The organism is Streptomyces sp. NPDC003034, from assembly GCF_053591375.1.
Genome location: NZ_JBSFTS010000003.1, coordinates 325648 through 338221, shown reverse-complemented (window position 1 = coordinate 338221; position 12574 = coordinate 325648). Strand labels below are relative to the sequence as shown.

Annotated in this window: 14 protein-coding genes; 12 read left to right on the top strand and 2 right to left on the bottom strand. The window is 74.6% G+C overall.

Going from position 1 to position 12574, the window contains the following annotated elements:
- Positions 1–43: 43 nt before the first annotated feature.
- The 3 genes from ACWDX7_RS06110 to ACWDX7_RS06100 are packed head-to-tail and all read left to right on the top strand — an operon-like array spanning position 44 to position 1124.
- Positions 44–487, top strand: coding sequence for a phage tail protein (locus tag ACWDX7_RS06110; RefSeq protein WP_451488312.1), 444 nt, complete (start codon positions 44–46; stop codon positions 485–487).
- Complete coding sequence (locus tag ACWDX7_RS06105) at positions 487–984, top strand: hypothetical protein (RefSeq protein ID WP_451488311.1); 498 nt, start codon at positions 487–489, stop codon at positions 982–984. Before ACWDX7_RS06110 ends, ACWDX7_RS06105 begins: the two co-directional genes overlap by 1 nt.
- Positions 981–1124, top strand: a complete 144-nt coding sequence (locus ACWDX7_RS06100) for a hypothetical protein (RefSeq protein WP_451488310.1) — start codon at positions 981–983, stop codon at positions 1122–1124. Before ACWDX7_RS06105 ends, ACWDX7_RS06100 begins: the two co-directional genes overlap by 4 nt.
- Positions 1125–1866: 742 nt before the next feature.
- Here the strand turns inward: ACWDX7_RS06100 and ACWDX7_RS06095 are convergent.
- Both ACWDX7_RS06095 and ACWDX7_RS06090 read right to left on the bottom strand, forming a co-directional pair.
- Positions 1867–2187, bottom strand: a complete 321-nt coding sequence (locus tag ACWDX7_RS06095; RefSeq protein WP_451488309.1) for a hypothetical protein — start codon at positions 2185–2187, stop codon at positions 1867–1869.
- 192 nt (positions 2188–2379) lie between these two features.
- Positions 2380–2757, bottom strand: coding sequence for a hypothetical protein (locus ACWDX7_RS06090; protein WP_451488308.1), 378 nt, complete (start codon positions 2755–2757; stop codon positions 2380–2382).
- A 652-nt stretch (positions 2758–3409) separates the two neighbouring features.
- Here ACWDX7_RS06090 and ACWDX7_RS06085 point away from each other — a divergent pair.
- The 9 genes from ACWDX7_RS06085 to dhaK all read left to right on the top strand — a co-directional run bounded on the left by ACWDX7_RS06085 (position 3410) and on the right by dhaK (position 12459).
- Positions 3410–3838, top strand: a complete 429-nt coding sequence (locus ACWDX7_RS06085) for an extensin (protein ID WP_451488307.1) — start codon at positions 3410–3412, stop codon at positions 3836–3838.
- Positions 3839–3912: 74 nt separating this feature from the next.
- Positions 3913–4350 (top strand): phage tail protein, encoded by a 438-nt coding sequence (locus ACWDX7_RS06080; RefSeq protein ID WP_451488306.1) that lies wholly within the window; start codon positions 3913–3915, stop codon positions 4348–4350.
- A gap of 1 nt (position 4351) precedes the next feature.
- Positions 4352–5077 (top strand): CIS tube protein, encoded by a 726-nt coding sequence (locus ACWDX7_RS06075; RefSeq protein WP_451488305.1) that lies wholly within the window; start codon positions 4352–4354, stop codon positions 5075–5077.
- Positions 5074–6933 carry a VgrG-related protein gene (locus tag ACWDX7_RS06070; protein ID WP_451488304.1) on the top strand — a complete coding sequence of 620 codons (1860 nt, stop codon included), beginning with the start codon at positions 5074–5076 and terminating at the stop codon, positions 6931–6933. The genes ACWDX7_RS06075 and ACWDX7_RS06070 overlap by 4 nt, the downstream gene beginning before the upstream one ends.
- A 63-nt stretch (positions 6934–6996) precedes the next feature.
- Entirely contained in the window at positions 6997–7509 is a 513-nt protein-coding gene (locus tag ACWDX7_RS06065; RefSeq protein ID WP_451488303.1) for a GPW/gp25 family protein, read from the top strand.
- Positions 7509–9473, top strand: a complete 1965-nt coding sequence (locus tag ACWDX7_RS06060) for a putative baseplate assembly protein (RefSeq protein ID WP_451488302.1) — start codon at positions 7509–7511, stop codon at positions 9471–9473. Before ACWDX7_RS06065 ends, ACWDX7_RS06060 begins: the two co-directional genes overlap by 1 nt.
- A complete protein-coding gene (locus ACWDX7_RS06055) occupies positions 9470–10063 on the top strand; it encodes a phage tail protein (protein ID WP_451488301.1) in 594 nt (197 codons plus the stop codon). The genes ACWDX7_RS06060 and ACWDX7_RS06055 overlap by 4 nt, the downstream gene beginning before the upstream one ends.
- Positions 10064–10070: 7 nt before the next feature.
- Positions 10071–11318: an NADase-type glycan-binding domain-containing protein gene (locus tag ACWDX7_RS06050; protein WP_451488300.1), complete on the top strand. Its 1248-nt coding sequence runs from the start codon at positions 10071–10073 to the stop codon at positions 11316–11318.
- A 136-nt stretch (positions 11319–11454) separates the two neighbouring features.
- On the top strand, positions 11455–12459 hold the full coding sequence (dhaK, locus tag ACWDX7_RS06045) for a dihydroxyacetone kinase subunit DhaK (RefSeq protein WP_451488299.1): 1005 nt from the start codon (positions 11455–11457) through the stop codon (positions 12457–12459).
- The last annotated feature ends 115 nt before the right edge of the window (positions 12460–12574 follow it).

Below are 12574 nucleotides of genomic sequence, written 5' to 3'. Positions count from 1 at the left end.
CGCACGGCACGCACCCGCAGACACGTACAAGGAGCACCCCCGTATGTCCCTTCAGCCCGGTGACGCGCTCACCTCACACAATTTCGGCTTGCAGATCGACGGCGTCATGGTCGAGTTCCTGCAGGAGGTCAGCAGCCTGTCCATGGAGCAGGACGTCATCGAGTACCCGCAGGTCTCGGCGGACGGCCGCCCCGTCATCAAGAAGCTGCCCGGCGTGAAGAAGGCGGGTCAGTGCTCGGTGACGCGTGGTGTGACCCAGTCCACCGCGTTCACGGAATGGATCACGGCCTCGATCAACGGCGACATGGGCTCCGCCCGCAAGAACGCCACGATCATGATGATGGACTACCAGGACAACCCGGTACGCCGGTACAACCTGCGCAATGCCTGGTGCTCCAAGGTGGAGGTCAGCTCGGTGAAGGCCGGTGCCGCCTCGGCGCTCACCGAGCAGGTCACGATCACCTTCGAAGAGCTGGTCATCGAATAATGCGACGCCAGGGACCGGGAGCAGGACCGGGCACAGCACCTGGGCCGGGGCCGGCACCGGGTACCGCAGGGGACGCGCAGGCGTCCGGTGCGGTGGGTGCGGGCACGAGTACGGGCGTACGGGAGCCGTTGCGCACGGAGTTCGAGTTCGAGCTGCCGCGCGGTTTCGTGGACGAATCGGGGACGGTCCACCGCAGCGGCACGATGCGGCTGGCCACGGCCCGCGATGAACTGCTACCGCTGCGGGACGTCCGAGTGCGTGAGAACCCGGCGTACCTGTCGGTGGTTCTCCTGGGCCGGGTCATCACCCGGCTGGGCACGCTGGCCCTGGTGCACGACGGGACGGTGGAGAACATGTTCGCCTCCGACCTGGCCTTCCTCCAGGACTTCTACCGGCGGATCAACGCGGAGGGGCACACCCGGGCGGCGGTCTCGTGCCCGCACTGCGAGGGGGCGTTCGAGGTCGAGCTTGCCGGGAGCCGCCTGGGGGAATCGTGACGTACGCGGCCGACCTGATCGAGGAAGAGACCGCGTACCTGGCCTACCACTTCCACTGGGACATGGACGCGATCCTCGATCTGGAGCATGCGGACCGGCAGGCGTACGTACGGCAGGTGGCGCGGCTGGTGGAGCCGTAGGCGGGTCCCCGCCAGCGGTAACGGCCAGCGGTAACCACCAGCGGTAACGACCGGCGGTAAGGGGCAGCAGTCTCGGCCGGCACGGGGAAGCGGAAGGGAAGGGGAGGGTCATGGGGCTGTTCGGGCGGCGCCGGCGGGAGCGCGCGAAGGCGCGGCCGGTCACGGAAACGGCCGGGGGCGTGCCGGTGCCGGTGCCGGTGCCGGGCGACGGTGGGTGGTCGGCCACAGCGCCGGTCCAGCGGGTGCTGGGAGTACCGCGGTTGACGGCCGACCGGGACTTCGCCGCGTCCCTGGCCACGCGGCAGACCCTGGCCTTCAACGGGGGGATCGGGCACGCCGTGGCCTCGTCGGCCCCGTCCGGCCTGCTCCTCGACTCCGTCGTTCCGGTCCCGCCGGGCGCGGCACAGCACCCCGTCTCCCCGTCCCTGCAGCGGCTGCCGCTGGCGGGAGCGGCCGCGGAGTTCCCGGCTCCGTCGGGGTCTGCGGAGCACCGGGGCTCGCCGGGTGCGCCGGTCCCGGCGCTTAGCCCGGCTGCGTCTGTGCGGGCCGCAGCGCCCCCGCCCGTCGGGACGGGCGAGCCCCTGCCGGTGGCGGCGCCGATGACGGCGAACGGGCCGGTCCCGCCCACGGGGGCGAGCCGGGCGGCTGCTTCCGCGCCGGTGACGGCGGGTATCCCGAAGGCGGCCTCCGCGCCCGTCCCAGCGAGCGGACCGACCCCCTCCAATGCCTCCGCGCCGACTCATCAGCCCCTGCCCGCCGCTGCGCCGACCCCGAACAGCGCCTCGGCCCCGGCTATTGCGACCGCGCCGGTACCGGCGAGCGGGCCGACCCACACCGGCGCCTCCCAGCCGACCCGGAAGTCCGTGCCCGCCGCCGCGCCGGCCCCAACCGCCGCTTCCGTCCCGACCGTCGGCTTCGAGTCGGCGGCTGCTGCGCCGGTCCGAGAGAGCGGGCCGGTCCCGCCCATGGGAGCGGTCCCGGTGAGCTCCGTACCTCGGGCGGGGGCTGACGCTCCCGCGCCGCCGCTCCCGGTGACCACAGCCGCCGGGCGCGAGCCGAGCACCGCTTCAGTGTCGGCGCCGACATCGAGGCCGACGCCGACGCCGACGGTTCAGCGTCATGCCCTTCCCGGGGCGGTCGCCGGCTCCCCCGCGCCCCGTGCACAGCGCGCCGTCGCTCCGGTGCCCGCGCTCCCCGTGTCCGTCCCGGAGGCGGAAGCCGTGTCCGCGCCCCTCCCCGGCCCGGATCGCGCGGATCACTCCCCCGCTGCTGCCCCGGCGCCCCCGGCGCCCGTGGCCGGGTTCGCGGAATCCGGCCCGCCGCGCCCCGCCGCGACCGGCATGCCCCCGGCCTCCGTGAATCCGCCCTCGCGGACGCTTCCGGCCGCCGTCGCCCCCGCCGTCCAGCGCGCCAGCACCCCGGAACGGACGGTCCCGATAGGCAGCACACCTTCGGCCGCCGCCCCGACGCCCGGACCGGTCGCACCCGTCGTCCACCGCGCCAGCACCCCGGAGCGGACCGTCCCGACACGTACGACTCCTTCGGCCCCCGCCCCGACGCCCGGACCCGTCGCCCCCGGCGTCCAGCGCGCCACCGCGACGAGGGCCATACCGTCCACAGCGCCCACCGTCATACCGGCACCCGCAACACCGCGGGCCTCCCCCACCGAAGCCGCGCCCCCGCCTGTGCCCGTCGTACGGCCCGGGACCCCTTCGCGTGGTGCGCGCGAGCAGGCGCGGGCCCTGCCCGCCGCCGTCCAGCGCGCCGCGACCGAGTCGCCCTCGCTGTTGACCTCCGCCCCCCGGCCGCTCCTGCCGTCGCGGACGGTGCGGCCCGTCGGCGCCCCAGCCGTCCCCGTACCCGTTCCTCCCCCAGGGCCGGGTACGGGGACCCCCGAAGCGCTCGCCGCAGCCGCTGTCCCGATCCCCCGGCCCGCCCCCGCTGCCCCCGCACCCAGTACGGGATCGGCGAAGCCGCTGGTCCGGCGGATCCAGCGCGCCCCGGAAGCCGAGCCGCCGGCCAAGGTACGACGGCCGCTGATCGGTGCCCCGATCAGGCCCGCCCCCGCCTCCGCGCAACCGCCCCCGGCACCCGCACCCGCCCCGGCCCCAACTCCGGTCCCTGCCCCGGCTCCGGTTCCGGCTCCCGGCCCGACGCCCGCACAGCCCCTCCCGTCCGTACGGATTCCCGCGCCCCCGGTCCAGCGGGCACCCGCAGCCCCGGCCCTGCTGGCCTCGGGGCGCCCGATCACCCCGGCGGGGCCCACTGCGGAGCCGGGGCCGGGCGTGCCCGCCGCGCTGCGCCGGACCACGGCCGCACCCGCCGGTGCCGCACCCCTCCCGCTCGCCACCCTCAGCCCGCACACCCCGACGGCAGCCGCACCGGCACCGGCACGAGAACCCGCACCCGCACCCCCGACCCCCGCCGCGCCGAGCAACGTCCCCGTGCAGCGGACCTTCACCGCAGGCGTAGGTACGACCTTCCAGCGCACGCCCACCCCCACCCCCGTCACACCGGCACCCCCACCCGCGCCCGTCCCCGTACAGGCAGCTCCACCGACCCCGCCCCCGGCCGCGGGGGCCGCAGCACCTCCCCCGCCACCCCAGGCCGAACTCGACGCCCTCGCACGGCGCCTCGTCGCGCCGCTCTCGCGGCTGCTGCGCGCCGAACTGCGCGGGGACCGCGAACGCCTGGGCCGCCTCCGCGACCGCTGACCACCGGCCGACCGCTGCCCCCTGCCCATCACCATCACCCTCACCCTCACCCTCACGCCGAACAGAGAGTCCGCATGCCCACGCCACCCGACCCCGCCTCCACCGTCTTCTTCAACCTCAGCATCGACGGCCAGAACCTCGGGTTGTTCAACGGCTGCGACGGGCTCTCCTCCCAGGTCGAGGTCGAGCAGCACCAGGAGGGCGGAAACAACGGGTTCGTCTGGCAGCTGCCGACCCGTGTCACCTTCTCCACCATCCGCCTCACCCGGCCCCTGACCGCCGACACCGCCCGCGTCGCGGCCTGGATCTCCTCCCTCGCCACCGGCATCACCCGCCCCACCGCCCAGATCGCCGCCCTGCGCGCCGACGGCTCCGTCGTCGCCCAGTGGGGGCTGGTGGAAGTGCTGCCGGTGCGTTGGACGGGGCCGACGCTGAATCCGGCCAGCCCTTCCGTCGCCACCGAGACCCTGGAGATCGCGCACCACGGGTTCACCGACGCCGGAGGGGTCTGACGTGCCGGCCCCCACCGGCGGCAGCACCGCCGCAGGGCTCTCGCGCGCCTCGCTGGCCGTCCACCAGCCACCCGCCCGGCTCGGCGGTTCGGTCGGCGGTCTGATCGGGGAGGTCCGCTTCCAGTTCAACCCCCGTCAGCTCCAGCTGTCCCGGTCCGCGCACTGGCACAGCGAGCCCGCCGTCGCGTACATGCGCGGCACTCCGCCGAAGTTCACGGGCGTCGATCCGGCGCAGCTGCGCGTCGACGTGTTCCTCGACGCTTCGGGCACCCCGGGCGCGAGCACCGTCCAGAGCCAGGTGGAGCTGCTGCTCTCGTGCTGCGAGGTGACCGAGCAGAGCACCGGCTCCCAGGCACCGTCGCCGCCCTGGGTGCGGTTCTCGTGGGGTTCCTTCAGCACGGTGCAGCTGACCGCGTACGTGACGAGCGCGAACGCCACGTACACCCTCTTCAGCCCCAACGGGATGCCGCTGCGCGCCACTTGCTCGATGGCCCTGACCGAGATCCCGACCACGGTCAAGCGCCAGAACCCGACCTCGGGCGCGCTGTCCGCCCGCCGCGTGCACCGAACGGTGTCCGGGGACACGCTCGCCTCGCTGGCCTGGCGCGAGTACGGGGACCCGACCCGCTGGCGGCTGATCGCCGAAGCGAACGGCATCGATGACCCGATGCGGTTGCGTCCCGGAACCGAACTCCTCCTTCCCGCAAGCTCGGAGCGTGCCGTATGAGCGAGAACACCTTCACCACCCTCCTCCACGTCCAGCTCGGCGGCTCCGTGCTTCCCGACCCGTTGGCCGCCCTCCTGACCGAGGGCTGGGTGGATGCCAGCGTGAACGTGCCCTCCGCCTTCCAGTTGGTCTTCACGGACGGCGACGGCATGCTCACCCGGCGGTATCCGCAGCTCAACGTCGGTTCCAAGGCGGTGATCAGCCCCTTCACGGACGGAATCCGCGGCACTCCGCTGATCACCGGTGAGGTCACCGCGGTGGAGGTGGACACGGAGCCCGGCGCCGGCCGCCGGCTCGTACTGCGCGGCTACGACCCCGGGCACCGGCTGCTGCGCAACCGGCGGGTCGCGGGCTATCCGCAGATGACGGCCTCGGACATCGTCCGGAAGCTGGCGGCGCAGTGCGGGCTGGCGCTGGGCCGGGTGGAGGCCACGCCCACCGTCTACGAGCTGGCCACCCAGCCCGGCATCACCGACTGGGACTACCTCTCCCGGCTGGCGGCGGAGAACGACGTCCGGCTGTCCTTCGACGCCGAGGGGAAGCTCGACTTCGCTCCGCTCGCGCCCGCCGCGGGGGCGCCGGCGGACACCACGCCCGCGCTGCAAAGCCCGTACGTCCTGGAATTCGGCCGCAACACCCTGCAGAGCCGGATCGCGCTGACCTCCGCCGGCCAGGTGGGCCGGGTGACCGTGCGCGGCTGGGACATGACGGCCAAACGGCCGCTGGCGGCCTCGGCGGCTTCCGGGACCACGCAGGACATCAAGGCGGGCGTCACCGCGGCGCAGCTGACGACGGCGTTCGGGAAGGCCGAGCTGGACGCCACCGGGGTTCCGTACACGACCCCCTCGCAGGTCACGCACGCCGTCCGTGCGCTCGCCGACGACGTGGCGGGCTCGTTCGGCGAGCTGGAGGTGGCGGTCACGGGCAATCCGGGGCTGATGCCGGGCCGGCCGGTCGCGGTGAAGGGCGCCGGTTTCCCCTTCGAGGGCAAGTACACCGCGACCGGTGTCCGTCACGTCTTCGCCTCGGGACAGCCGTACGTCACCTGGCTGACCGTGTCGGGGCGGCAGTTCCGCTCGCTGTACGGGCTCGCCTCGGGCGGCGGCGGAGGCGGCGAGCCGGCGGCGCCGCTGCCCGGGGTGGTGGTCGCGCTGGTCACCAACGTCAAGGATCCGCAGGGTCTGAGCCGGGTACGGCTGCGCTTCCCGTGGCTCTCCGACACGTACGAGAGCGGCTGGTGCCGGGTCGCGCAGTTCGGTGGTACCGGCGGCGGCGGTCTCCTGCTGCCGGACGTCAACGACGAGGTGCTGTGCGCCTTCGACCGCGGCTCCCTGGAGCACCCGTACGTACTGGCCGGGCTCTACAACGGGGTGGACAGGGCGACGCGCGAACCCGACGGGATCGCGGCGGTCGACCCCACGTCCGGGCAGGTCAACTGGCGTGCGCTGACGGCGCGCAGCGGACACACGGTGGAACTCCTGGAGCGGACCGGGGCGGCTCGCGCGTCGAGCGGCATCCGGCTGCGGACGGGCGACGGCGGGCTGACCGTCCAGCTCGACGAGGCGAAGACCACGCTCACGATCAGTAGCGGGGGCACGGTCACCATCCGCGGCGCCCGCGGGGTCAAGGTGGAGTCGGGCGGCGATCTGACGCTGTCGGCGACGGGTGCGCTGAACCTCAGCGCGGGCCGCGGCCTGCACCTGAAGGCGGGCCTCGGGATGGACGTGAAGACCGGGCTCGGCGTGGACGTGCAGACGCCGGGGCGGGTGGCCGTCCAGGCGATCGGCAATGTCGCCATCACGGCCGCGACGGTGTCGCTGATGGGCATCACCACCCGCAACGGGGTGCCGTTCTAGGGCTCCGCGGAGGGCAGGCGCGTAACGCAGGACGAGGATTCGGAACGTTGAGGGAATGAGCAGATGAGCGAGCACTTCGTCGGGGCCGGCTGGGCCTTCCCGATGCGGACCGATCCGGGCGGGGCCATCGCGCTGGCCCGCCGGGACCGCGAGGTGGAGGAGGCGATGCGCCTGGTCCTGGCGACGGCCCCCGGCGAACGGCCGATGCGGCCGGAGTTCGGCTGCGCGGTGCACGACCTGGTCTTCGCGCCGGCCAACGACGCGACGGCGGGCCGGATCCGCTACGAGGTCCGTACCGCCCTGGACCGGTGGGAGCCGCGGATCGAGGTGCGGGAGGTGACGGTGACCCCGGCGCCGGACGACCCGGCCGTGCTGCACATCGACGTGCGGTACACGGTGCGCGGCACCAACAACCCGCGCAGCCTCGTCTTCCCCTTCTACGTGATCCCCGCCGAGGGCGGCGAGGCGGACACCGGGGGCGGCGCTGCACACACGGCCGGCGGCGCGGCGCACACGGCGGACGGCCCCCGCCCCACGACCGGATCCCCGGCCCCCAGCGAAAGCGGACGACACTGATGGCCCTGCCCGCACCCCGGCTCGACGACCGGCACTTCCAGCAGTTCGTGGACGACGCCAAGCGCTACATCCAGCGGCGCTGTCCCGAGTGGAGCGACCACAACGTCTCCGACCCCGGGGTCACCCTGATCGAAGCCGTGGCCCACATGGCCGATCAGCTGGTCTACCGGCTCAACCGGGTGCCGGAGAAGAACCAGCTGGCCTTCCTCGACCTGCTCGGCATCACCCTCTTCCCGCCCTCGGCCGCCCGTGCACCGGTGACGTTCTGGCTCGCCGCGCCGCAGTCGGAGCCGGTGGTCCTGCCCGCGGGGACCGAGGTGGCCACCGGTCGTACGGAGACCGACGAAGCGGTGGTCTTCGCCACCGAGCGGGACCTGACCCTGGTCCCGTGCACCCTGTCCCACCTGCTCAGCCAGGGTTCGGGGGCGGCGCCCGCCGACCGTACGCAGGAGGTCCGGGCGGGCGTCGACGTGCCGGTGTTCACCGGAGTCCCGCAGCCGGGCGACCTGCTGCTGTTCGGGCTGTCTGCGGCGCTCCCCGGCTGCGCGGCGGTCCTGCGGGTGGACAGCCGGGTGGACGGTGTCGGCGTGGACCCGCGCCAGCCCCCTCTGGCCTGGGAGGCCTGGACGCCCGAAGGCTGGACGGCCTGCGAGGTGGCCTCGGATTCCACCGGCGGCCTCAACCGGCCGGGGGAAGTGGTGCTGCACCTGCCCCCGGGGCACACCGTGTCCCGGCTGGGCGGGCTGGAGGCCGGCTGGGTGCGCTGCCGGGTGACGGCGCCCCGCCCCGGGCAGCCCTTCTACACCTCCTCACCGACCGTGCGCGACGCCGACGGTTTCACCATCGGGGGTACGGTCACCGCCTCGCACGCCGAGTTCGTACGGGAGGAGCCCCTCGGGGAGGCCGAGGGGGTGCCCGGTCACCGGGTGCGCCTCGCACACGTACCGGTGGTGGGCGAGGTACTGCTCGACGTCTCGGACGGAGCGGGCTGGCAGCGGTGGCAGGAGGTCCCGGACTTCTCGGCCTCCGGCGCCGGGGACCGGCACTTCACCCTGGACGCGACGACCGGCGAGATCGCCTTCGGTCCGGCGGTACGGGAACCCGACGGCTCGCTGCGGCAGTTCGGCGCGGTCCCGGCCAAGGGTGCGGCCGTACGGGCGACCCGCTACGGGGTGGGCGGCGGCCGCGGCGGGAACGTGGCGCGCGGGGCCGTCCAGGTGCTGCGCAGCTCGATCCCGTACATCGCGCGGGTGGAGAACCGGGAGGCGGCCCGGGGCGGGGTCGACGGGGAGACGGTCGAGGAGGCCCGGCTGCGGGCGCCGATCGCCCTGCGGGCGCAGGAGCGGGCGGTGACCGCGCGGGACTACGAGGAGCTGACCCGGCGGGCCGCGCCGGAGGCGGCCCGGATCCAGTGCCTTGCCGCCGGCGCGGAGGCGCCCGCCGACGCGGGCGCCGTCGGGGAGAACGCGGTGCGCGTGCTGGTCGTTCCGCAGGCCGTGACGGACCGGGGCGGCCGGCTGCGCTTCGAGCAGCTGGTACCGGGCGACGAACTCCTGGCCCGGATCACCGGGTTCCTTGACGAGCGGCGTCCGCTCGGCACCCGGCTGGCGGTCGGGCCGCCCTTCTACCAGGGGGTGACGGTCGTGGCCACCGTCCACAGCTACCGGGCGGCCACCGCGGATCGGGTGCGGGAGGAAGCACTCGACGCCCTGTACAGGTACCTGGATCCGCTGACGGGCGGGTCGGACGGCCGTGGCTGGCCCTTCGGCCGGTCGCTGCGATCGGGAGAGGTCTTCGCGGCCCTCCAGCGGGTGCCGGGGGTGGAACTGGTCGACGAGGTGCTGCTGCATCCGGCCGATCCGCTGACCGGACGCCGCGGCGACGCCACGGACCGGGTCGATCTCGGTCCGTCGGCGCTGCTCTTCCCCTTCGACCACCGCGTCCGTGTGATCGAGGGCCTGTGAGCGGCGGCGGCCCGAGCGCGCGCGGCGCCCTGGACGGGCTCCCGTCTCCGCACCCGCTGGGTCTCGCGCTGCCCGCCGTCTACGCGGACGACGATCTGGCCCAGCGGTTCGTCACGGGGCTGGACTCGATGCTGGCGCCCGTCTTCAACGTCCTGGACTGCCTGGAGGCGTACTTCGACCCGGCGCTCGCCCCGGCCGACTTCGTCGACTGGCTCGCGGACTGGGTCGGAGCGGAACTGGGCGGCGACGAACCGGTGGAGGTACGCCGTCATGCCGTGGCCACCGCCACCGCCCTGCACCGGCGGCGCGGTACCCGGCACGGCCTGGCCGAAGCGGTGCGGCTGTGCTTCGGGGTCCTGCCCGAGATCACCGAGAGCGGAGGCGCCGCCTGGTCGGCCAAGCCGCTCGGGCCGTTCCCCGGCGCGCCGCGGCCCGCACTGCACGTCGCCGTACGGCTGCGCGCCCCCCGGCCGGGTGACCGGCACCGGCTGCACGCGGTCGTCGCGGCGGCCCGGCCCGCGCACCTGCCGTTCACGGCCGAGGTACTGGCCGCCGTCCCGCAAGACTCCTCTGTTCCGGAAGGGAACTGACCCCACCATGCCCGAATCCCGGACCACCGCTCCCTGCCCGGAGTGCGCCGCTCCGTCGCGTACGACGGGCCAGTCCTTCTGCGACTCGTGCGGCGCCTTCCTGCGCTGGGACACGGCCGGCGCCACCGGCTCCGCCGCCGGCGGGGAAGCTCGTGCGGCGGAGGCGGCCGAAGCGGCCACCGCCCCGCTGCCCGTGGTACCGGCCGAGAGCGCCGACGCCGCCGACTCCGCTGCCGAGCCGTCCCCCTCCGGGCCCGGATCCCCGGCCGACTCCACGCCCGCGCCGTCCCCTGCCGAGGGCTCAGGTCCTGCGGGTCCCGGTCCTGCGGGTCCCGGTCCTGCGGGTCCCGGTCCTGCGGGTCCCGGCCCTGCGGGTTCCGGCCCTGCTGGCTCCGCTCCCCCGGCCTCCGGTTCGGATGCGGCCCGTGCCCTGCTGGTGCCCGTACCCGTCGCCGAGGACTCCCCCGCGCCGGCCGAGCGGCCGGGCAGCGTCCTGCCGGGGCGCCCCGAGGCGGCCCGCCCGCGCGTACGGACTCCGCAGCCGGCCGCGGAAGCGCAGCAGGGCCCGCCGTGCCCGGCCTGTGCCACGGCCAATGCCCCGCACCGCTCCTTCTGCCGCTCCTGCGCGGCCCCGATCGGTACCCGGCGCGAGGTCTCGTACGAGGGCCCCTTCGCGGGGCAGCGGCCGCCCCTGCGCCAGGCGGGGCGGAGGTGGATCGTGAGGGCCGTGGTGGTGTCGGCGGTCGTCCTGGTGGCCGTGGGCGGCTTGATCGGCGGGCCGCCGGCGGCCCGCGCGGTGCAGGACCACTTCGCCCAGCGCGTCGCGGTCCGGCCCACCGGCTGGAGCGCCTCCCACTCCGCCGAGGGACACGGCCCGGAGCTGGCCTTCGACCACTACTCCAACACCTGGTGGGGCACCGGGTACGCCGGTGACTCCAACGGCCAGCACCTCCAGGCGGACTTCGCCCAGCCCATGGACCTCCTGGCGGTGCTCATCACCCCGGGCACCTCCAAGCGCCCCGGCCAGGCTGCCGACCAGGCCCGCCCGCAGGAAGTGGACCTGATCGTGACCGACTCGGCCGGCCGCGCGCGCACCACGCACAAGACCCTCAACGACGGCGGCGTCCAGCGCGTCGACATCCGGGGGCGCGACACGGTGTCCGTGCGCATCGTCCTTCGTTCGGCCTACGGCAGCGGTCAGGATCGCCAAGTGGCGGTGGCGGAGGTGGAGTTCTTCGGCCGCTCCCGCACCTGACGGCCCCGGGCGCGGGGGAGGCGGCCCGGCAGGACATGCAGATCCCGGCGCGTGCACCGCGAGCGAATGGGGGCTTCCCGGCGGGGGCTCCCTTACCGTCACCTTGAGAAGGTGTCGACCTCACTGGGAGTGAGCCGTGAAGATGCTGATCAACAGTCCCGAGACCGTGGTCGCCGATGCGCTGCGGGGGATGGCCGCCGCCCATCCCGAACTGGACGTCGACGTGGAGCGCCGGGTCGTCCTGCGGCGGGACGCGCGGGCCGGTGCGCGGGTCGGTCTGGTGTCCGGGGGCGGGTCCGGGCACGAACCGCTGCACGCCGGGTTCGTCGGGTACGGAATGCTGTCGGCCGCGTGCCCCGGTGAGGTGTTCACCTCACCGGTGCCGGACCAGATGCTGCGGGCGGCCGCCGCCGTGGATTCCGGACAAGGCGTGCTCTTCGTCGTCAAGAACTACACCGGGGACGTGCTGAACTTCGAGATGGCCGCCGAGCTCGCCGAGGAGGACGGCCTGCGGGTCGAGCGGGTGCTGGTCGACGACGATGTCGCGGTCACCGACAGCCTGTACACGGCGGGGCGGCGCGGCACCGGGGCCACGCTGTTCGTGGAGAAGATCGCCGGCGCCGCCGCGGAGGAAGGAGCGCCGCTGGAGCGGGTCGCCGCGATCGCACGGCGGGTCAACGAATGCTCGCGCAGCTTCGGCGTGGCCCTGAGCGCCTGTACGACACCGGCCAAGGGGAGCCCCACCTTCGATCTGCCGGACGGCGAAATGGAGTTGGGCGTCGGAATCCACGGGGAGCCCGGCCGGGAGCGCCGCCGCATGCTGCCGGCGCGGGACATCGCGGAGCTCGCGGTGGGCGCCGTACTGGAGGAGCTCGCCGATGTGGATCCGGCCGACGGGCCGGTGCTCGCCCTGGTGAACGGGATGGGCGCGACGCCTCTGCTGGAGCTGTACGGATTCCACGCCGAGGTGGCCCGGGTACTGGGCGCGCGCGGCGTGCCGGTGGCGCGGACGCTGGTGGGGAACTACGTCACCTCACTGGACATGGCGGGCTGTTCGGTGACGCTGTGCCGTGCCGACGAGGAACTGCTGCGCCTGTGGGACGCCCCCGTCCAGACGGCGGCGCTGCGCTGGGGTCGCTAGGGCGTGTCGTCACATGTCCTCCCGGCCCGGCGCTCCGTGGACGGCAGGGCCCGGGCCGGGTCCGGCGCACCGGGGGCGACGGTGCCCGGTTCGCGCCTGGGCGAGGCGTCGAACG